Source organism: Bradyrhizobium arachidis (assembly GCF_024758505.1).
Lineage (GTDB): Bacteria > Pseudomonadota > Alphaproteobacteria > Rhizobiales > Xanthobacteraceae > Bradyrhizobium > Bradyrhizobium manausense_C.
This window is the reverse complement of the sequence record NZ_CP077970.1, coordinates 2,942,291-2,962,464: the sequence shown is the minus strand read 5'-3', so window position 1 is coordinate 2,962,464 and position 20,174 is coordinate 2,942,291. Positions and strand designations below refer to the sequence as shown.

At 63.7% G+C, this 20,174-nt stretch carries 16 protein-coding genes; 4 read left to right on the top strand and 12 right to left on the bottom strand.

Annotated elements, in window-relative coordinates:
- The first annotated feature begins 122 nt into the window (after positions 1-122).
- Positions 123-815 (top strand): SDR family NAD(P)-dependent oxidoreductase, encoded by a 693-nt coding sequence (locus KUF59_RS13150; RefSeq protein WP_212457027.1) that lies wholly within the window; start codon positions 123-125, stop codon positions 813-815.
- Positions 816-948: 133 nt separating this feature from the next.
- Here the strand turns inward: KUF59_RS13150 and KUF59_RS13145 are convergent, their stop codons facing one another.
- The 12 genes from KUF59_RS13145 to KUF59_RS13090 all read right to left on the bottom strand — a co-directional run bounded on the left by KUF59_RS13145 (position 949) and on the right by KUF59_RS13090 (position 14,816).
- The gene (locus KUF59_RS13145) at positions 949-1,650 is read right to left on the bottom strand and encodes an HpcH/HpaI aldolase family protein (protein ID WP_212457028.1); all 702 of its coding nucleotides are present in this window, start codon (positions 1,648-1,650) and stop codon (positions 949-951) included.
- Positions 1,651-1,678: 28 nt separating this feature from the next.
- Positions 1,679-2,482 carry an SDR family NAD(P)-dependent oxidoreductase gene (locus KUF59_RS13140; protein ID WP_212457029.1) on the bottom strand — a complete coding sequence of 268 codons (804 nt, stop codon included), beginning with the start codon at positions 2,480-2,482 and terminating at the stop codon, positions 1,679-1,681.
- A 7-nt stretch (positions 2,483-2,489) separates the two neighbouring features.
- Complete coding sequence (locus KUF59_RS13135; protein ID WP_212457030.1) at positions 2,490-4,172, bottom strand: hydantoinase B/oxoprolinase family protein; 1,683 nt, start codon at positions 4,170-4,172, stop codon at positions 2,490-2,492.
- 13 nt (positions 4,173-4,185) lie between these two features.
- Positions 4,186-6,252: a hydantoinase/oxoprolinase family protein gene (locus KUF59_RS13130; protein ID WP_212457031.1), complete on the bottom strand. Its 2,067-nt coding sequence runs from the start codon at positions 6,250-6,252 to the stop codon at positions 4,186-4,188.
- Positions 6,253-6,415: 163 nt separating this feature from the next.
- Positions 6,416-7,354, bottom strand: coding sequence for a nitrogen assimilation transcriptional regulator NAC (gene nac / locus KUF59_RS13125; RefSeq protein WP_212457422.1), 939 nt, complete (start codon positions 7,352-7,354; stop codon positions 6,416-6,418).
- Between the two features lie 114 nt (positions 7,355-7,468).
- Entirely contained in the window at positions 7,469-8,677 is a 1,209-nt protein-coding gene (locus tag KUF59_RS13120; protein WP_212457032.1) for an aspartate transaminase, read from the bottom strand.
- Positions 8,678-8,732: 55 nt separating this feature from the next.
- Positions 8,733-9,473: a branched-chain amino acid ABC transporter ATP-binding protein gene (locus tag KUF59_RS13115; protein ID WP_212457033.1), complete on the bottom strand. Its 741-nt coding sequence runs from the start codon at positions 9,471-9,473 to the stop codon at positions 8,733-8,735.
- Positions 9,466-10,236 (bottom strand): ABC transporter ATP-binding protein, encoded by a 771-nt coding sequence (locus tag KUF59_RS13110; protein ID WP_212457034.1) that lies wholly within the window; start codon positions 10,234-10,236, stop codon positions 9,466-9,468. Before KUF59_RS13110 ends, KUF59_RS13115 begins: the two co-directional genes overlap by 8 nt.
- Positions 10,233-11,219, bottom strand: coding sequence for a branched-chain amino acid ABC transporter permease (locus KUF59_RS13105; RefSeq protein ID WP_212457423.1), 987 nt, complete (start codon positions 11,217-11,219; stop codon positions 10,233-10,235). Before KUF59_RS13105 ends, KUF59_RS13110 begins: the two co-directional genes overlap by 4 nt.
- A 43-nt stretch (positions 11,220-11,262) precedes the next feature.
- Positions 11,263-12,135, bottom strand: a complete 873-nt coding sequence (locus KUF59_RS13100) for a branched-chain amino acid ABC transporter permease (RefSeq protein ID WP_212457035.1) — start codon at positions 12,133-12,135, stop codon at positions 11,263-11,265.
- A 12-nt stretch (positions 12,136-12,147) separates the two neighbouring features.
- Positions 12,148-13,332: an ABC transporter substrate-binding protein gene (locus KUF59_RS13095; protein WP_212457036.1), complete on the bottom strand. Its 1,185-nt coding sequence runs from the start codon at positions 13,330-13,332 to the stop codon at positions 12,148-12,150.
- A 407-nt stretch (positions 13,333-13,739) separates the two neighbouring features.
- On the bottom strand, positions 13,740-14,816 hold the full coding sequence (locus KUF59_RS13090) for a lactonase family protein (RefSeq protein ID WP_249140158.1): 1,077 nt from the start codon (positions 14,814-14,816) through the stop codon (positions 13,740-13,742).
- 304 nt (positions 14,817-15,120) lie between these two features.
- Between KUF59_RS13090 and KUF59_RS13085 the strand changes: the two genes are divergently transcribed.
- The 3 genes from KUF59_RS13085 (at position 15,121) to acnA (ending at position 20,093) form a co-directional block, all read left to right on the top strand.
- Positions 15,121-16,005 carry a GntR family transcriptional regulator gene (locus tag KUF59_RS13085; protein WP_258769548.1) on the top strand — a complete coding sequence of 295 codons (885 nt, stop codon included), beginning with the start codon at positions 15,121-15,123 and terminating at the stop codon, positions 16,003-16,005.
- Between the two features lie 122 nt (positions 16,006-16,127).
- Positions 16,128-17,447: an MFS transporter gene (locus tag KUF59_RS13080; RefSeq protein WP_212457038.1), complete on the top strand. Its 1,320-nt coding sequence runs from the start codon at positions 16,128-16,130 to the stop codon at positions 17,445-17,447.
- Between the two features lie 18 nt (positions 17,448-17,465).
- Positions 17,466-20,093, top strand: a complete 2,628-nt coding sequence (gene acnA, locus KUF59_RS13075; RefSeq protein WP_258770010.1) for an aconitate hydratase AcnA — start codon at positions 17,466-17,468, stop codon at positions 20,091-20,093.
- Positions 20,094-20,174: the final 81 nt, after the last annotated feature.

Sequence of the window (20,174 nt, the reverse complement as noted above, 5' to 3'; positions counted from 1 at the left end):
TCGTCTGTTCGCGAGCCATAAGCACGCACAATGCCGGCAGAGCGAATTTCTCTTACTCGCCTTCAGTCGCGTCCCCTTACATTTCGCGATGCTCTTGGCTCACCCATAGGAGACGGACTCGGATGTTGGAGGTCGGCAATCGGATCGTCATGGTCTCGGGGGCTTCGCGCGGCATCGGACGCGCCGTCGTCGACCGGCTCCTGTCGTCAGGCTTCCGCGTGTCGGCAGGACTTCGCGATCCGAGCCGCCTCGAGGAGAGCGAAAGACTCATGACGCACCGCTATGACGCCGAAGATGCCAAGAGCCCGATCTCGTGGGTCAACGCTACAGTCGCACGGTGGGGCGGCATCGACGCCATCGTCAACGCTGCCGGCATCAATCCGAAGGTCCGTGTCTCCGACGAGGGCGAGAGCGAACTGGATGAAATGTGGCGCGTGAACGTCAAGGGCCCTCTGCGCCTCGTCAGAGCCACCCTACCTCATCTGGCCGTCTGCGGTCACGGGCGGGTCATCAACCTGGGGTCCCTCTCCGGAAAGCGCGTGGGGAGCAACGTCGGCTACGCCATGACCAAGTTCGCCGTGGTCGCACTCACGCACGGCATTCGCCGGGAAGGACGCGCGGCCGGCATTCGGGCGACGGTGATCTGCCCGGGCTATGTTGCTACCGACATGACGCTGAATGACGACGAGATTCCTCGCCATGAGATGAGCCAGCCGGACGACATCGCGCGTCTGGCAGAGACCGCGCTCATGCTGCCGAACAATGCTTCAGTTTCCGAAATGCTCGTGCACTGCCAGTTCGAGCCGATGCTCTAGTCCAAGCTCGGGCGGAACGACTAAAGATGACGGCAGAGACCGAATCGGACGACGACTCGGCAACCGCCGCTCCGCACCGGAACAATACGAATGCCATGGGGACAATCTCGCAGCACGGACATATCGTCCGCACTCAGCGGGCGAGCAACTTCTTGACGCCGGCCAGACCGACGCGAAGGAACGGATCGGAGTGGATGTAGAAATATCGAACGCCTTGTTCGAGCAGGGACGCCAGTTCGTCCGACGTCACGAGCGTTCCGGCAACCTTGCCGGCCGCGCGAATCTTCTTCACGGCATAGGCAACCCGCTCCATCACGGCCTGCGGCCGCGGCTGTCCGAACGGCGGGGCCGGCGGATAGCCCATGTTCTGAGACAGGTCGCCGGGCCCGATGAAGAACACGTCAATGCCTTCAACAGCAAGCAGGGCCTCGATGCCGTCAATCGCCTTGGGCGTTTCGATCATGGCGATAACGAGCCGCTTCTCGTGATCGGCCGGGCACGCATAGCGCACCGCGTCCACGATGGCGCGCGCCTGGTCGGCGGTATCGACCATCGGCACCATCAACCCGTCGGCGCCGGCATTGAGATAGCGGATCAGGATCGGTCGCTCATGCGAATGCGGGCGGACGATTGCCGCACCGCCCGCGCCGCGGATGGCCTGGGCTGTCACGCGCACGTCGTCAAAACTCCAGGTGCCGTGCTCGCAATCGACAAAGATGGCATCCGCACCGAGCTCGACCAGGCGGACCGCGAGGCCCGATGAGGCGTGGTGCGGCGTGAACATGGTGACCGCCTCGCCCCTGGCAAGGCGCTCGCGCAACTTGGCTCCGTTCATGAAAAATCCTCTTCTCTAGCTCTTGCTCTCAGGTCTTGGGCTTGTCGGCAAGGCCCGCGGGCGCGCCGACCCAGCGGGCCGTCTCGATGTCGGCGGAGGTGTCGCGCATGAAGGTCGGGCAGATGTGCAGTTCGGGGATCATCGCGCCCTTTTGCAGGCTTGCGCAGAGCAGCACCGCGCGCGCGACGTCGTGCGGATTGAGCATCACGGCGCGCTCACCTTCGAGCGGCGGCCGCGCGCGATTGTCCATGATCGGGGTATCGGTCTCGCCGGGCAGGATGGTCGTCGCGCGGATGCCCTGATTGCGATAGGTGTTGTGCAGGAAGGTCATGAAATTCTTCACGCCGGCCTTGGCCGCCCCGTAGGCGGCACCACCAAGCAGGTTCGGATTGACGACGGCGAGCGACGACACGGTGATCACCGTGCCTTCCTTTTTCGCAATCATGTCCTCCAGCACCGCCTGGGTCAGACTGAACACCGCGGTGAGATTGACGTTCACCGTGGCGTTCCATTCGGCCTCGCTGATGAAGCGCGCGTTGAGCACCTTGCTGGCACTGCCGGCGTTGTTGACGAGGATTTCGATCGATCCGACATTGCTCTTCACCCAGGCGACCGTCTCCAGGATCGCCTCGCGCGACGCTACATCCAGCACGTGGGCGACGGCCTTGCCACCTGCCTTCTCGATGACAGTTACGACGTCGCGCAGCGGACCGATCCGGCGTCCCGTCAGAACGACGGTTGCGCCTTCCCTCGCGAGCAGGATCGCGGTCTCACGCCCGATCCCCGTACCGGCGCCGGTGACGAGCGCGATCTTTCCATCGAGCAGACCCATGGTGCTCCTATTCGGCGGCGGTCGCCGCCAGGCTTGAGCGCTGATAGCCGTAAATCTGCCTCGCAGCCGCCGGCGTAATCAACCCTTCCGCAAGGTCGAGTTCGATCGAGGCTGCCGCACGCTCGGATGTACGTCCCCATCCGCCGCCGCCGGGCGTCTCGACCTCCAGCCGATCGCCCGTCTTCAGGACGACCTTGCCCTTGGGAAATTGCGGCTCACCGTTCTTGTAGACCTTGCCAGCGCTACCGGACTTGCCATTGACGACACCGAAGCAGGGGTGACGCACACGCTCGGACGCCAGATAGATGTTCATCGGATTGCGCCCGAGATTGCGCAGCACGACGCGCTGGCCAAGGCCGCCCCGGCTCTTGCCGGCGCCGCCGGAGTCCGGAATGAGCTCCTTGCATTCGGTGAGCGCAGGCACGGCAATCTCGAACATCTCGATCGCGGTGACCCTGCAATTGGACGGGAAGCTCAGCGTGTCGAGACCGTCGAATTCGGCGCGGGCGCCCTGCCCGCCGTGAAAATTCTGCACTGAGCCATACTGCGTGCCATCGTCGCGCCGGCCGACGCAGTTGGCGGCCCAGATCGGCGCACCGCCGCTGTCACCCATCACCTTGTCCGGGACCACGCCTTCCAGCGCCTTGAAGATCAACGACGGGATCACGTGCCCGATCAGATTGCGCGAATTGCCCGCTGTCCATTGCTGCGGATTGAGGATCGAGCCGAGCGGCGCCTCATCGGTGATCGGGGTGATGCACCCCTCATTGTTCGGCGTGTCCGGGTCGAGCAGGCATTTCAGCGCGTAGACCGAATGGGCGTAGCGGTAGTTGGTCCGGCAGTTGATGGAGTGAAGCACCTGGTCGGACGTCCCGGCATAGTCGACGTGGATGGAATCGTCGCCAACGATGACGGAGGCCTTCAGCGTCACGTCAGTGTCGTAGCCGTCGAGCAAAACCTCGGCGGCATAGGTCCCGTTCGGCCATTGCCGGATCGCGCGCCGGGTCTGCGCTTCGGAGCGTGTATGGATCGCATCGGCGAGCTCGTCGATGCCGTCGAGATCGTACTCGTCAAGGAACTTCAGCAACTCGCGGCCCATCACATTGTTGGCCGCAACCATGGATTCGAGATCGCCCATCACTTCGGTCGGCAGGCGGACTGAGGCGGCGATAATGTCGAGCACGTCCTGGTTGGGAACGCCGGCCTTGTGCAGCTTCACGATCGGGAAGCGGATGCCTTCCTCAAAGATGTCGCTGGCCTCGGAATGCAAGGGAGCGCCGCCGATGTCGGGCAGATGGGCGATCGAGCCGGCATAGGCCACGACCTTGCCCTTCTTGAAGATCGGCGTGATCATCGTCACGTCAGGCAGGTGCCCGGTGCCGATCTCCGGATCGTTGGTGGCGAGCACGTCGCCTTCTTCCAAGGTCTCGACCGGGAATTTGGGTAGAAAGTATTTTTGCGCGGCGACCGGCAGTGAGGTGATGAACACCGGGATCGACCAGGTGCATTGCGCAAGCGCGCGGCCGCGGCTGTCGAGCAACACGGTTACATAGTCGTGGTTCTCGCGCACGATTGGCGAGAACGCGGTGCGGCCGAGCACGATGTCGGCCTGGTCGGCGATGAAGATCAGGCGATTCCACATCACCTGGAGATTGATGGGATCATTGAAATCGGCAGCGTTCACGGACATGAATTCATCGTCCTCAGGCGAGGTTGATCATGAGATTGCCATTGGTGTCGACGTGAGCCGTGCCGCTCGGTCCGACGACTGCGGTCGACTCGCGCTGCTCGACGATCGCCGGTCCCTTGATCTCCTCGCCGACCGGCAGCTTGTAGTGATCATAGACTGGCGTTTCGACGAAGCCGCCGCGCTCGTTGAAATAGACGGAGCGCGTGCCCTTTCTGGCCTCGGCGGCGTGTCGTGTGTGCGGGCGGGTCACCTGATCCTTCTGACCGCTGGAGCGCAGGCGCCAAGTGATCACCTCGACCGATGAGCCCGCTACGGTGCGGCCGAACAGCTCGCGGTAGAGCTTGTAGAAGTTGCCGAGCAACTCCTCGTGGAACTGCTTTGGCGGGAGCTTACGATCCGGCAGCGCGACCGTGATCTCGTGGCCCTGGCCGACGTGACGCATGTCGACGGTATAAGTGTTGCTGATCGTCTCCGGCGCGACGCCTGCGGCACGGACGACCTCGGCCCCCTGGGCCGCGAGATCGCCGAGCAGCCGATCCATCGCGGCAGAGTCCCAATTGTCGACCTGCATCGGAAAGCTCGCGGAGAGGTCGACGGCGACGGGTGCGATCAGTAGGCCGATCGCCGAGGTGACGCCGGCGCCCGTCGGGCAGATGATGCGCTTGATGCCGAGCTTGCGCGCGATGCCATAGGCATGCACGGGACCGGCGCCGCCGAACGCGACCATCGGCAGGCTCCGCGGATCGACGCCGAGGTCGGTCGCATGCACCGCCGCCGCCTTGCTCATGGATTCGTTGACGAGATCGTGGATACCCCAGGCGCACCGGGGCACGCTGACGTCGAGGGAAGCTGCGAGCTTCGTCATGGCCGTGAGCGCGGCATCCTTCGACACCTTGAACGAGCCGCCGACGAAGGATTCCGTGCCCATATAGCCGAGCAGGATATCGGCGTCGGTGACGGTGGGTTCGGTGCCGCCACGCTGGTAGGCGGCCGGCCCGGGCATCGCGCCTGCCGAACGCGGCCCGACGTCGAGCAAGCCGAGCGGGTTCTTCGCCGCGATCGAGCCGCCGCCGGCGCCGATCTCGATCATGCGGATCGACTGGATTTTTAACGGAAAGCCGGAGCCCTTGCGGAAGCGATGATAGTGCGCGACTTCGAGATCGGTGCCGACGGTCGGCTCGCCATTCGGGATCAGGCACAGTTTTGCGGTGGTGCCGCCCATGTCGAAGGACAGCACGCTGCCCTCGCCGGCGATGCGGCCGAATTCGGCAGCGGCGACCGCGCCCGCAGCCGGACCGGATTCGATCAGGCGCACGGGCAATTCCGCGGCGCGGCTGCTCGGCACGAGGCCGCCCGACGAGGTCATCCAGAGCACCTGGCGCTCGATGCCCCTGGCGGCGAATTCGCGTTCGAGATGGGCGACGTGTCCCGACATCTGCGGCCGCGTATAGGCGTTGACGACCGTGGTTGAGGCGCGGTCGAACTCACGCACCTCCGGGCAGACCTCCGAGGATAGCGAGACGAAGATGTCGGGGTTCTCTTCCCGAAGCAGCGCCGCGATGCGCTGCTCGTGGGTCGGATATTTGTAGGCGTGCAGCAGACAGACGGCGACGGACTTGATGCCCTCTTCGCGCAACCGCCCGGCGATCTCGCGGACCGTGTCCTCCTCCAGCGCCGTGATGACCTCGCCGTCGGCAGCGATGCGCTCGACCGCGCCAAAGCTGTTGGCGCGCGTCACCAGCGGATCCGGATATTTCAGGTTCAGATCGTAGAGGTCGTAACGTCCTTCGTTGCGGATGCGCAGCATGTCCTGGAAGCCGGCGGTCGAAACGAACCCGGTCTTGACGCCCTTGCGCTCCAGCACCGCATTGGTGACGACGGTGGTGGCACCCAGCACCTGCAGCCCGTCGAGATCGACGACGTCGCCGAACTGTTCGAGCAGTTCGGACACGCCGCGAACCACGGCTTCGGCCGGATTGGTTGGCGTGCTCAGCACCTTGTGAAGATGCAGCTCGCCCTTGTCGTCGAGCAGCGCGAAATCGGTGAAAGTTCCCCCGGTATCGAATGCGAGCTTGGCCATCTGTTTCCTCGAAGCGATTGTCTTCGAGCGTAGGAAATGCGGTTACAGGGGACCACCACAACTCCAGTCTGCCGCCATAGGTTTTGTTTATGGCCTGACGAAGCCGGCGCGATGCAGCCACCGCGCGCGCCGGGGCGCAGGCTTTGACGTCCAGCAGTGTTGCTTAGACCGCTTTGATGCCCTGCGGATGGCTGCGCATCAGCTTCTCGACCACGGTCAGGAGCACCGAGCGCGTGGCGAGCGCGGGCTCCGACAGCGGAAGATGGTCGGAGACGCACAAGGAGACGGTCGCCTCGATCGCAGGACGCACCAGCCGCCGCACTTCGACACCGCCAAAGCTTGACGCGGTCGCGGCGACCGAGGCCGGCAGGATGGTCGAGCCGAGGCCCTCGGTCACGGCCGCGCCGAGCGCGGAGACGGATTCGATCTCTGACGCAACGTTCGGCGTCACCCGGGCCCGCGCCAGCGATTCGTCGATCAAGCGCCGCAGGAAATGTCCCTGGCTCGGCAGCAGCAGCTTGACGTCGGCCAGCGCCGACAGCGGCAGCGGTTCGTCCGTCGGCTTCTTCGCCGCCGGTTCCGCGCGTGACACCAGATACAGCTCCTCGCGAAACAGCGGCTGGAGCTTGACGCCCTTGATTGGACCTGAGCCATAGATCATGGCCATGTCCATCTTGCCGGTCATGATCAGCTCGCTCAGCACATGGCCAAAGCTGTCGTTGATATGGACGATGATCTGCGGATGCAGCGTCGACATTTCCTTCAGGATCGGCAGCGACAGCGTGCTCGATGCTGAATAGGTCGCAAGCCCGATCGACACCCGCCCGGCCAGCGCCTTGGTCGATTGATCGATGTCGATCTGCGCCTGCTCGATCTGTTTCAGCAGCAATTGCGCGTGGCGGTAGAGGATCAGGCCCGCTTCGGTCGGGACGATGCCGTGATTGCTGCGCAGCAGCAGCTTGTGCTTGAAGTGACTCTCGAGCGCTGCGATCTGCTGCGACAGCGCCGGCTGCGCCGTGCGCAAGAGGCCGGCGGCGCGCGAAACGCTGCCGGCATCGACCACCTTGACGAAGCTCTTCAGCTTCCTGAAATCGACGCTCATCTGTGTCGAACGCTGGTCCTGAACCGAGCGGGCAACGCCCGGGCGGCCGTTCATGAAAGCACGGTCTGGATCGACACTATCCTTTATCTAGCCCCTTGATTTCAATCGGTTTCGTCAGCGCAGCGCCCTGCAGGCCTTCTCGATGCGGTCGCAGGCGTCCTTGATCGCCTCCATCGAGGTCGCAATCGACAGCCGGAAATAAGGCGAGAGCCCATAGGCCGCCCCCTGAACGGCGGCGACACCGACGTCGTCCAGCAGATAGAGCACGAAATCGAGATCGTTCTCGATGACCTTGCCGCCCGGGGTCGTCTTGCCGATCACGCCAGCACATCCGGGATAGAGGTAGAACGCACCATCCGGCACCAGGCACGAGAGGCCGGGAATCGCATTCAGCCGGGCGCAGGCATAGTCGCGGCGCTCCTTGTAGAGCTTGACGCTGTCGCGAACAAACGACTGGTCGCTCGCCAGTGCATGGGCAGCGGCCGCCTGGCTGATCGACGACGGACAGGATGACATCTGCGATTGCAGCTTGTTGATGGCGGCGACCAGCGGCGCGGGACCCGCGGCATAACCGATCCGCCAGCCGGTCATGGCATAGGTTTTTGATACGCCATTGGTGAGCAGGATGCGATCCCTGAGCGCGGGCACTGCGGCGGCAAGTGTCGTCGCGGCCTCGTCACGATACCAGATCTGGTCGTAGATATCGTCCGAGAGCACGAGGACGTTGGGATGGCGCAGCAGCACATCACCGATCGCCTTGAGGTCCGCGCGGGAATAGGCCGCGCCGGTCGGGTTCGAGGGCGCATTGAGGATCAGCCAACGCGTCTTCGGCGTGATCGCGGCCTCCAGCGCTTCCGCCGTCAGCTTGAAGCCCTGATTTTCCGAGCAGCGGACGATAACGGGCTTGCCGTCATTAGCGATGACCATGTCGGGATAGGAGACCCAATAGGGTGCGGGAATGATGACCTCCGCCCCCTCCTCCACGCTCGCCATCAGCGCGAGGAACAGGATCTGCTTGGCGCCGCCGCCGACGCAGATCTCGTTGTCGGCATATTCAAGACCGAGGCGCCGCCTGTAGTCGGCGATAACAGCCTTGCGCAGCGCGACGGTGCCATTGACGGCGGTGTATTTCGTCTCGCCGCGGTCGATCGCCTCGTGCGCCGCCGCCTTGACGTGATCGGGCGTGTCGAAGTCAGGTTCGCCGATCGCCATATCGACGATGTCGCGGCCGGCGGCCTTCAGCTCACGCACGCGCGCAGACGCCGCTGTGGTCGGAGATATCTTGATGCGCGAGACGCGCGCGGCCGGCACGAAGATCGTCACTGTGGTCGTCCTTTGCGTTGCGAATGTGTCCGCGCCCGCCGAGCGAGCGCGTAAATCAATGTTCGACGTCGGTCTCGCCGCGCATGCGGCCGGTGAGGAAGAGCTCGCCGAGCTCGTCGTGGGTGATATCGGCGGGACGACCGTCCCAGATTACCTTGCCGAGTCGAAGAATGACGGCGCGCTGCGCCACTGCCATCGCCTTCTTGGTGTTCTGCTCGACGAGCAAAATGGTCTGGCCGGCGGCGTTGATGCGCAACAGCTCGTCGAAGACGATGCCGATCGCGGTCGGCGACAGACCGACCGACGGCTCGTCGACCAGCAGGATCTTTGGCCGCTGCAACACGGCCATCGCGACTTCGAGCAGCTGCTGCTCGCCGCCCGACATGTTACCGGCGAGCGTGCTGCGGCGCGTCTTCAGGATCGGAAACAGGTCATAGACATAATCGCGCTCCGCCTTCACCCTGCTGTCGCGAAGCGTGTAGGCGGCCATCTGGAGGTTCTCGTCGACCGTCATGACCGGAAAGTTGCAGCGTCCCTGCGGCACGTAGGAGATGCCCTCGGCCAGAATCGCGCGCGACTTGTAGGCGGTGATATCCTTGCCCTGCCAGCCGATGGCCCCGCCCTTGACGGTCGTCATGCCGTAGAGCGTCTTGAGCAGCGTCGACTTGCCGGCGCCGTTCGGCCCCATCAACGCGACGAACTGCCCCTGCGGCACGTCGAGATCCACGCCGTTGAGGATATCGAGCGAGCCGTAGCCGGCGCGCAAGCCCTTGATCGAGAGAGAGGGTTCAGCCACCGAGATAGGCCTCCCGCACTGCCTGGTTCTGGACGATCTCGTCCGGTGTTCCTTCGGCGAGCTTGCGGCCCTGGTCGAGTACGACCACGCGCTTGCACAGGCTCGTGACCACGTCGATGTTATGCTCGATGATCAGGAAGCTGACGCCAAAGGAGGTATTGGCGAGACGGATGCTGTCGACCACACGCTCGATCAGCTTCGGGTTGATGCCGGCCATCGGCTCGTCGAGCAGGATGAGCTTTGGCTCGGGCATCAGCATCGAGGCAAACTGGATCAGCTTCTGCTGTCCGCCGGAGAGTTTTCCGGCTGGCTGGAAACGCACGTCCCAGAGACCTGCAATCTTGATCAGCTCGCGTGCTCGTTCCCGCAGCGCCGCGACGCGATTGCGGGCGGCGGCGCCGATCCCGAAAGTCGACAAAATGCCGGGAAAGGTGAACATCTGGCCGGCGATGACGAGGTTCTCCTCGATGTCGAGCGCGGAGAACACCACTGTCTTCTGGAACGAGCGCAGCATGCGCCCCTCCCGCGCGATATCGTTCAGCGACCAGCCGGTGATGTCCTGCCCATCGAGCTTCACCGCGCCCGCGCTTGGCCTCGCGAGCCCGGTCACGCAGTCGAAGAAGGTGGACTTGCCCGAACCGTTGGGACCGATGAGGCCGCAGATTTCGCCGCGGTCGACATGCAGGTCGACACCGTCGACCGCACGCACGGCGCCGTACGATTTGCAGAGGCCAGAGATATCGAGGATCGGCAGCCCGCTCATTTGCGCTTCTCCAAGAATGACCAGAAGCGGCCGATCAGCGGTGCGAATCCGCTCGGGAACCAAAACACCAACCCGAGCAGGAAGAACCCGTAGGCGATCATGCGCAGCTCTGGGGCTACGCGCAGGGCTTCGGTGAGGCCGACAAACAACAAGCTGCCGAAGATGACGCCCGAGATGGTCCCCGCCCCGCCGCCGAGCACGATGATCAGCATCGTCGTCGAGTAGTACATCTGGAAGGTCAGCGGGCTGACGACGGTCAGGTAATGCGCATAGAGGCTGCCGCCGAGCCCGGCAAAGGCAGCGCTGATCATGAACACGACCAGCTTGTAATACCAGGTCGGGATACCCACGGATTCAGCAAGCGTCTCGTTCTCGCGAATGGCAATCATGTTGCGGCCGGCCGGCGACCGCACGATCAGGTAGACGGCCAGAGTCGCCAGCGCAGCGATGACGAGCACCAAATAATAGAAGCCGACGGTTCCCGATACCGTGAACGAGGCCGGCCCCAGTGCGAAGTAAGGCTTGGGAATTGCCGCCAGCCCCATGTCGCCGCGCGTCAGGCTGATCCAGTTCTTGGCAATGGCCTGGCCGATGATGACGAAACCGAGCGTGCACATCACGAACGATGTCGCGCGTAGCCGCAGCGCAGGAATTCCGAGCGGCGCCGCGATCGCGCCGGTCACGAGGCCAGCTGCGAGGAAATTCACATAGAATGGCGTACCGAAATGCACCGCCAGCAAGGCAGACGTATACGCGCCGATGCCGAAGAACGCCGCCTGCGCCAGCGACAACAGCCCGGTGTATCCCAGCAGCAGGTTGAGACCATGGGCCGGCAGCAGGAAGATCAGCGCGATGATGATCGCGTGCAGCGGGTAATTGCCGAGGAATAGCGGTGCGACGCAAGCCAGCGCGATGAGCATGAGGCCGAAGGGAATGCGGAGATCCCGGCCCGTCGGCGCAGCTGAGCTTTCCGCCGTTGTCATGGTCTGGTCTCGGACGATCTCAGTCATGTCACATCCATGGCAATCAGAAGCGGGCCTGCGCGGAGAACAGCCCGTGCGGACGCCACATCAACACCAGCATCAGGGTCGCAAAGCCGACGGTGTCGCGGAATTGCAGGCCGACATAGGTGGCGACCAGGCTCTCCGCGATGCCAAGGATCATCGCCGCGACGAACGTGCCGCGGACGTTGCCGAGCCCGCCCATGATGATGATCGGCAGCGTCTTGAAGGTGATGAGCTCGCCCATGCCGCCATAGACGCTGACATTCACGGGCGCGGTCAGCACGCCCGAAAGCGCTGCGAGACCCGCGCCGAGGATGAAGGTCCAGAGTGCAATATGGCGGACATCGATGCCGACCACCGCGCAGCACTCGATGTTCTGCGACACCGCGCGCATCGCCTTGCCCATCCGGCTGTAGGTGACCATCAGCTCGAGGCCGACGAACACGATGAGGCCGACGATGATGATCAGGATGCGCTGCTCGGCCAGCGTGAAGCCGAACAGCGTCACGGGCTCGATATAGCCGCCGGAGAAGAACTTGTAGCTGCCGCCGAACACCAGGATGACCGTGTTCTGCAGGATCAGTGCGACGCCGAGGGTCGCGAGCACGCCGGCCTCGGCCGGCGCCCCGACGATCCGCTGCATCACGAAATTGCCGACGACGACGGCAATGACAGCCGTCGCCACCACGCCGATCACGATCGCGACCGGATAAGGCAGGTCGAAATACTCGATGGCGAACCAGGCCCCGAATGTGCCGAGCATGTAATATTCGCCGTGGGCGAAGTTGATGGCGCGCAGCACACCAAAAATCATCGTCATGCCGACGGCAACGATCGCATAGACCGATCCGGATACGATGCCGTTAACGACCTGCTCGATGATCGTGTAGAACATGTGAGTGGCGCCCTATTTGGGATAATCGATCTCGGCCGAATAGGCTCCCTTGATGGCAGGCTTGCCGTTCTCGATCTCGAGGAGGATCATCGGCAGGCGCGCCTGATTGTGGTCGTCGAAGGTCACCTCGCCGACCGCGCTCGCATAATGGATCTTGGACAGCGCGGCACGGACCTTCTCGCGGTCGATGCTCTGGGCCTGGTCGATCGCCTTGGCCAGAAGATGCGTCGTTTCCCAGTGCACATAGGCGTGATTGTTGGGCGCTTCACGGTACTCGGCGGTAAACTTGTCGACGAAGGCCTTGCTCTTCTCGGACTCGTAGGCCGGAAGCCAGGCCGCCGCCTCGATGGCGCCCTCGAGCGCTTTCGGCGCAGCCTTGATGGTCTTCTCGGTGTTGAACTCGGCGTTTCCGATCAGCGGGATCTTGCCGGCGATCCCGACCTCCATCATCTGGCGCCCGACGATGGGCGTGGAATCGGCGTTGCCGTACATGATGATGGCCTGGGCGCCGGAATCGCGGATCTTGGACAGCACGCTGCGGAAATCCACCTCGCCCTCCTTGTAGTAGTCTTCCGTCAGGATCTGGCTCTTGAAACGCGGCAGGTACTTCTTGGTAAACTCAATGGCCGCGCGCCCGTAGTCGCTGTCGACCGAGAGCACGGCGTACTTGGTAAAGCCCTTCTTCTCGGCGGCGTATTGCAGCACGATCAGGGCGCGGTTCTCATCGGTCGGATAGTTGCGGTAGGTCCATTTGAAACCGCCGACACCCGCCTTGTAGGTGATCTTCGGGTTCGACGAGGCGGCATTGAGGAGCAGCACGCCGGCATCCTCGGCAACTGGCTGCATCGCCAGCGTCACCGAGCTCGAGACGTCGCCGATGATGAAGTCGACCTGGTCCTGGTCGATCAGCCGCCGGGTCGCCGAGACGCCCTCGACCGGCGTCCCCTGGCTGTCACCCGCCAGAATGTTGATCTTGCGCCCCCCGATGCCGCCGGCACCGTTGATCTCCTTTGCCGCCATCTGGGCGCCGCGCAGCGAGAAGGCGCCGTAGCGGGCATTCGGTCCGCTCATCGGCGCGACAAGGCCGAGCTTGACGGTGCCGTCCTCGCTTCGGGCGAAAGCACTGGAGGAGACGGTCTGAAGTCCAATCAGGGCCGTTCCGATACAAAATCCGCGCCGGCTCAATTCGATTGTCATTTCCCCGCTCCGTTGCTGCTACAGGATTATGCGTCTATCAACTGCGCCGCTTTCGTGGGCTTGCCCTTGGAATTTTTTTGCTGCGGCCGGCGGGAAAAAAATGATTTAGGTTTGATGACAGGGGAAGCACGACTGTCCTCTGCCGCCATAGCGAATTTTTATGGCGGGCACGCAACTTCGACTTCGCAACCGGACGGAGCTTCGTCCTGGTAACGGCTCACTTCTGATTGTCCCACACCTGATCGTCTGATGGTTCTCGGCCGCCACGAGTCACGGCGACCGCACGCTTTGCGATGGTGCACCGGATGTAGGGCCATATCCGTTTTGCGGACTGTCCGTCCTTTCGGACTGACCGTTAGGCGGCCCGACACCTGATCGGTGGTCCGCCTTGATTTACAGACCGGCGTTCACGCCATCCTGAACAGGATGCAGACCGGGCTTCCGACACGCACGACCTCGCTTGTTGCGCTGAGGCCGCCATTGGCGGCGTCGCGCCTGAAGGCGATCACGGTATCGCTGTCTTCATTGGCCGCGAACAGGAATGCATCAGACGGGCCGAGTGCGAAGAAGCGCGGGGTCTTGCCGCCGCTCGGCGTCCAGGTTGCGGGAGACAGTCTGCCGGTCGCGGGATCTATTGCGAAGGTGGCGATGCCGTCATTGCCGCGGTTGGAGGCGTAGACGAAGCGTCCGTCCGCTGAGACGGCAATCTCGGCCGCGCGGCTGTTACCCGTGAACGCATCCGGGACGACCGAGAGCACCTGGAACGGCTGGAGCGCACCATCGGCCGGATCGAAGCGATAGGCCGTCACCGTGGAATCCAGCTCATTGACGACGTAGGCGAGCTGGCGTGCCGGATGGAACGCCACATGGCGGGGGCCAGCGCCTTCGCGCGCCTGCGCCGGCTTGCCGGCCTGCACCAGCTTTCCCTTCTCGGCATCGATCCGATAGGTGAAGACGAGGTCCAGCCCCTTGTCCGGCACGACGATGAAGCGCCCGGACGGATCGAACTCGACCTGGTGCGGCTTGGCGAAGGGCTGCTCTACCCGGTGCGGGCCGTTCTTGCCCTCGAGCTTGACGAGATCGATCACGGCGCCGAGCGAGCCGTCATCATGGCGCGGCAGGAGCGCGAGTGTCGAGGTGATGTGGTTGGCGACCACCACGAAACGGTTGGTTGGATCGACCGCAAGGTGGACCGGGTTCTTGCCTTCGGTGCTCTGCCGGTTAATCACGCGCAGCGTGCCGGCGGCCGGGTCGATCGCCATGGCCGTGATATCGCTGAGATCGCCATGCACCGTGTAGAGAAAGCGCTGGCTTCGATCAAAGGCCAGGAACGAGGGATTGACGAGATCGCCGAGGAGCTGGAGATGCGCCCACCGCCCCGTCGCGTTGTCCATCCGGTAGACGTTGAGCCCATCGCCGCGCGCATTTCGCTCCCTGGTGGTGCGCGCACCGACATAAACGAATGAGCTGGAACTGGCGGGCATGGGGCGGTCCTCCGATGGGGAGCCTGTCTTGACTTGAGCCTGTGAGGCACGGGCGGGCAAGGCACTCGAGAGAACGCCGGCCACGGCGAGATGCGCGATGGCGCGACGGGTCATCTGGGGATCGGCGGTGACGTCGGATGCGCAACAGGGCGCAAGCTCTGGGGGCTTCACGGCTCCTCCCGATATTGATTTTTATTTTCTAAAACACAATTTCGGTGAGAACGCAATCCCGTCTGGAACGGCCGCTTGTGCCGACCGTGCCTGTGAGCGAAAGCTGTTCAGGCAGGAGAACCCGAGTCGCCGCATGCCCCGCCCTAGCCTCGCGACCCAGATGACATCGCGGATTCTAGACTACATCCGCGACAACAATCTCAAGCCCGACCAGCACCTGCCCAGCCAGACGCTGGCCGATGCGCTCAAGGTTTCACGCGCGCCAATCAACGGCGCGCTGCAGATCCTCGAAGAGATGAAGATCGTTCGCTCTGAGCCCAACCGCGGCTTCTTCCTGGTGAAGGGTGCCAGTGACCTTCCCGAACCGGACGAGGCGGAGAGCGACGCGTCGGAGCGCGAGGATCGATGGTATTTCGCGATCGCTGAGGATCGGCTGGAGGGCAAGCTGCCGGACCGCGTCAGCGAGAATGAGCTGATGCGGCGCTATGGTCTGTCGCGCACGCGCCTCTTGAAGATTCTCAACGACATTGCCGATGAAGGATGGATCGAGCGGTTGCCCGGCAATGGCTGGGAATTCGGTCCGCTCCTGACATCGCAGGAGAGCTATCGGCAGGGTTATCAGCTCCGCGTCGCGCTGGAGCCGCAGGCGCTGCTCCTGCCGAGCTTCGAGATCGACCGCGCCGCGTTTGCAGCGGCCCGCGAGCAGCAGCAATGGTTGCTCGAGGGCGGCTACAAGCGCGCCTCGCGTTCGGAAATCTTCGCGGCCAACGCAGAGTTCCACGAGATGCTAGTGGGCTGCGCGCACAACCCGTTCTTTCTCGATGCCGTCAAGCGGGTGAACCGGCTGCGCCGGCTGGTCGAGTACCGCATCACCGTGGATCGCAGTCGGCTCCCCATCCAGTGCCGAGAGCACATCAACATCCTGACCTTGCTGGAAAAAGGCTTGAGACAGGAGGCCTCCGACTTTCTCCGTGTCCACATCGAGGGGGCGGGCCTGATCAAGGTCCCCAAGGTCTAGAAATCAAAATCCAGAATCCCAGCATTGCTTTTTATTCTATAAAATGCATATATGCCCCTGCAAGGTGCCCGCCTGCAGGGGAGGCCGGCGTCATATCAAAATCCCCTCAAGGGAACGCCGCCATGTCCGCCACCACATCGACAACAGAGCAAACCACGACGCGCAAAGTGTTCTGGCGCATCGTGCCCTATTGCTTTGTCCTCTACGTCATTTCCTATCTCGACCGCGCCAATATCGGTTACGCGGCGCTGCAGATGAACAAGGAGCTCGCGCTGACGAGCGAGGCCTTCGGCTTCGCCGCCGGCATCTTCTTCATCGGCTATTTCCTGTTCGAGGTGCCGAGCAACGTCGCGCTCAACAAATACGGCGCACGCATCTGGATTTCGCGGATCCTGATCAGCTGGGGCATCGTCGCGACCGCCAGCGCCTTCGTGCAGAGCGCGATGCAGCTCTATATGCTGCGCTTCCTGCTCGGCGTCGCCGAAGCCGGCTTCTTTCCCGGCATCATCATCTATCTGACCTATTGGTTCCGCGCCAAGGAGCAGGCGACAACCGTGGCGCTGTTCACCGCAGCCATTCCGGTGTCGTACCTGATCGGCGCGCCCTTGAGCACGTGGATCATGGATCACGTCTCCGGCTTCGGTCTCAGCGGCTGGCGCTGGATGCTGCTGCTCGAAGGCGGCCCCGCCGTCATCGCCGGCATCCTCAACTACTTCATCATGACCGACCGCCCCGAACAGGCCAAATGGCTTGCTCCCGAAGAGCGCGACTGGCTGACGGAGGAGCTGCGCAAGGATCACACCGCGCGGAGCAATGTGGAGCATCTCGGAATCGTCGCGGCGATCACCAATCCGAAGGTGCTGTTCCTGTCGGTGATCTACTTCATCTACCAGGTCGGTAACCTCGGCATCGGCCTGTGGATGCCGCAGATCATCAAAGGCCTGTCCGCCTCGCTCACGAATTTCGAGGTCGGCCTTGTCGCCATGCTGCCGTACGCCTTCGCGACGGTGGTGATGGTCTTGTGGTCGCGCAATTCGGACCGCACCGGCGAGCGGCAAAAGCACTCGGCAATTCCCCTGCTCTGGGGTGCGGCAGCGCTTGCGCTCACCGGCCTCGTCGCACAGCCCGCGGTCGCGATGACGTTGATCTCGCTCTCGCTCGCCGGCATCTACGCCTTCAAGTCACCGTTCTGGTCGCTGCCCGGCCTGTTTCTCTCCCGTTCCACGGCCGCGGTGTCGATTGCGGCCATCAACTCGATCGGCAATCTCGGCGGCTTCGCCGGCCCCTACGCCATCGGCGCAATCAAGGACGCAACCGGGAGCACCTATGGCGGCCTGCTGTTCCTGAGCGGATTGCTGTTCGTCTCGTTCCTGATGACCTGGTTCACGAGAATGGAGAACTCAGCCGCAACACGAACCCAGCCGGCCGAGCAGCACGCCTGAGTGACAGAATATCCAGCCATTACCGGTTTCGCCACGCTGACCGTCGGGGACAAGACCTGGCGTATCGCAGACATCGTTGCGGCGGCAGGCAGCGATCTCCCTCGCCTGCCCGTGATCCTGCGCATTCTGCTCGAAAACGTCCTGCGCAATTCGCGCGATGACAAGGACACGGCGGTCTCCGCACTGCTCGACTGGCTTGACTGTGGCCGCAGTGACCGCGAAATCGCCTTTCAGCCGTCACGCGTTCTGATGCACGACACGACCTGCGGACCGGCGCTGGTCGATATCGCCGGCTTGCGCGCCTCGCTCGCGGAAGCGGGCGGTGACCCCAATCGCCTCAATCCGGTGCTGCCAGTCGACGTCTCTACCGACCATTCCATCGGCGTCGACGTGTTCGCCCGCCCGGACGCCATGAAGCTGAACATGGCGCATGAGCTCAAGCGCAATGGCGAGCGCTATCGCTTCATGAAGTGGGCGAGCCATGCACTCAAGGGCGTCCGTGTGCATCCGCCCGGCACCGGCATCATGCACACGCTCAACCTGGAGCGCCTCGCCAGCGTCGTGACGACCGCCAGTCGTGATGGCGAGTTGTGGGCTGCCCCGGATACATTGATCGGCACCGACAGCCACACCCCGATGATCAACGGGATCGGCGTGCTCGCCTGGGGGGTCGGCGGACTCGAAGCTGAAAGCGTGATGTTCGGCATGCCGGTGATGATGCGGGTCCCCGATGTAGTCGGCGTGCGCCTCACGGGGCGCCTGCGTGAAGGCGTCCTGGCAACCGACCTTGCGCTGACGGTTACCGAATGCCTGCGAAAGATCGATCTCGCCGACCGCTTTGTGGAGTTCTTCGGACCGGGCGTCTCCTCGCTTTCGGCCGGCGATCGCGCCGTGGTTGCCAACATGACTCCGGAGTTCGGCGCCAATTCCGGCTTCTTTCCAATCGACGGTCGGACGCTCGACTATCTCGCGCAGACCGGACGCTCGTGCGAGCAGATCGCGCTGGTCGAAGCCTATGCGCGCCGCCAGGGGCTCTGGTTCGATCCCGAGGCCAATCCGCGCTACACCGAAACGATCGATGTCGATCTCGACGCCGTCGAGGTCAGCCTCGCCGGTCCGCGGCGGCCGCAGGATCGAATTGCGGCCGGCAAAACCATCGAAGCGCTGGGACCGGCGCTTGGCGGCGGCGACGCCGCAGCGGCAGTCCGCGACATCACCGTTGCAGGTCGGCCGGCTGACGGGGCTGTCGCGATTGCAGCGATCACGAGTTGCACCAACACGTCGGACCCGAGGCTTCTGGTCGCCGCCGGCCTTCTCGCCCGCAAGGCTCGGCTGCTCGGATCGACACCTCCGGCCTGGGTGAAAACATCGCTGGCGCCGGGCTCGCCCACGGCCGAGCGTTATCTGCGGCGGGCCGGCCTCCTCGCGGACTTCGAAGCGCTCGGCTTCGGCATTGTCGGCTATGGCTGCACGACGTGCATCGGCAACTCCGGGCCGCTGGCGCCGGCCATGACGCATGCGCTTGCGGACCGCACGATCGCGCCGGTCGCGATTCTGTCCGGCAATCGCAATTTTCCAGGCCGTGTGCATTCGCAAATCGAGCTGGCCTTCCTGGCATCGCCTCCGCTCGTCGTCGCCTTCGCTCTCGCCGGCGATGTATGTCGCAACATTCTGCGCGACCCGATTGCACGCAGCGCGTCAGGCCACGACGTCCGTCTCAGGGACATCTGGCCGACCGGAGCCGAAATCGATGCAGCACTCGCGCAGGCGCGAGACGCCGGCGACTACGCTGAGGCCTATGACGCCGCGGAAGCGAGCGCCGATTGGGCGGGCTTCGAAGCACCTGACTCTGCGCTATTCCCGTGGGAAAAGGGCTCCACCTATATTCGGCGGCCACCGTTTGCGGGCTTCAGCAACGGTACGCGGCTGGGCTCCTATGCGGCCGTGCCTCTTCTCGTCCTCGGCGACGACATCACCACCGATCACATCTCGCCCGCCGGCGCGGTCCCGCCCGCAAGTGAGGCGGCCGCCTATCTCATCGCGCACGGCGAAGATCGACATGACCTCAACGTTTTCGCGTCGCGGCGGGGCAATTGGGAGGTGATGCTGCGGGGCCTCTTCACCAACAAGAGCGTTCGCAATCTGCTCGGCGCTGATCTGCCGCCCGGCACCACGATTCACGCTGACTCCGGCGACCGCATGTCGCTGCGCGCGACCGCCGAGCGTTACGCCGAAGAGGATCGCTCAGTCGTTGTTATTGCGGGCGAGCGCTACGGCATGGGGTCCTCGCGCGACTGGGCGGCCAAGGGTGTGGCCCTTCTCGGCGTCCGCGCCGTGCTCGCGCTGAGCTTCGAGCGCATCCACCGCTCCAACCTGATTGGAATGGGCATCCTGCCGCTGCGCCTGCCGACCGATCATCGGCCGCAGGATCTCGGACTGAGGCCGGGCGACAGCCTGGAGATCGACGCCGGCCTCGAGGCCATCGCGCCGCGGGCTCCGGTGACAGTCAGGATCCTGAGGGACGGTACTCAGCTTGACAGCTTTGTCGCGGCAGCCGCGATCGAGACGAATCTGGAATGCGAAACCCTTCGCATTGGCGGGCTTCTGCCGCTTATTCTGCAGAAGGCTGAATCAGCTAGCGTGTGAATCGCAGGAAATCGTCCATCAGCGCGCAAAAATCGTACGATTGGTAACGGGAAGCAACTCGGCGCTGCGACCCGGATGTTT

Excerpts from the sequence above, each read along its gene's own strand:
- KUF59_RS13150 (WP_212457027.1), top strand. The coding sequence starts at position 123 with ATGTTGGAGGTCGGCAATCGGATCGTCATGGTCTCGGGGGCTTCGCGC.
- KUF59_RS13145 (WP_212457028.1), bottom strand. The coding sequence starts at position 1,650 with ATGAACGGAGCCAAGTTGCGCGAGCGCCTTGCCAGGGGCGAGGCGGTC.
- KUF59_RS13140 (WP_212457029.1), bottom strand. The coding sequence starts at position 2,482 with ATGGGTCTGCTCGATGGAAAGATCGCGCTCGTCACCGGCGCCGGTACG.
- KUF59_RS13135 (WP_212457030.1), bottom strand. The coding sequence starts at position 4,172 with ATGTCCGTGAACGCTGCCGATTTCAATGATCCCATCAATCTCCAGGTG.
- KUF59_RS13130 (WP_212457031.1), bottom strand. The coding sequence starts at position 6,252 with ATGGCCAAGCTCGCATTCGATACCGGGGGAACTTTCACCGATTTCGCG.
- nac (WP_212457422.1), bottom strand. The coding sequence starts at position 7,354 with ATGAGCGTCGATTTCAGGAAGCTGAAGAGCTTCGTCAAGGTGGTCGAT.
- KUF59_RS13110 (WP_212457034.1), bottom strand. The coding sequence starts at position 10,236 with ATGAGCGGGCTGCCGATCCTCGATATCTCTGGCCTCTGCAAATCGTAC.
- KUF59_RS13105 (WP_212457423.1), bottom strand. The coding sequence starts at position 11,219 with ATGACAACGGCGGAAAGCTCAGCTGCGCCGACGGGCCGGGATCTCCGC.
- KUF59_RS13100 (WP_212457035.1), bottom strand. The coding sequence starts at position 12,135 with ATGTTCTACACGATCATCGAGCAGGTCGTTAACGGCATCGTATCCGGA.
- KUF59_RS13095 (WP_212457036.1), bottom strand. The coding sequence starts at position 13,332 with ATGACAATCGAATTGAGCCGGCGCGGATTTTGTATCGGAACGGCCCTG.
- KUF59_RS13090 (WP_249140158.1), bottom strand. The coding sequence starts at position 14,816 with ATGCCCGCCAGTTCCAGCTCATTCGTTTATGTCGGTGCGCGCACCACC.
- KUF59_RS13085 (WP_258769548.1), top strand. The coding sequence starts at position 15,121 with ATGCCCCGCCCTAGCCTCGCGACCCAGATGACATCGCGGATTCTAGAC.
- KUF59_RS13080 (WP_212457038.1), top strand. The coding sequence starts at position 16,128 with ATGTCCGCCACCACATCGACAACAGAGCAAACCACGACGCGCAAAGTG.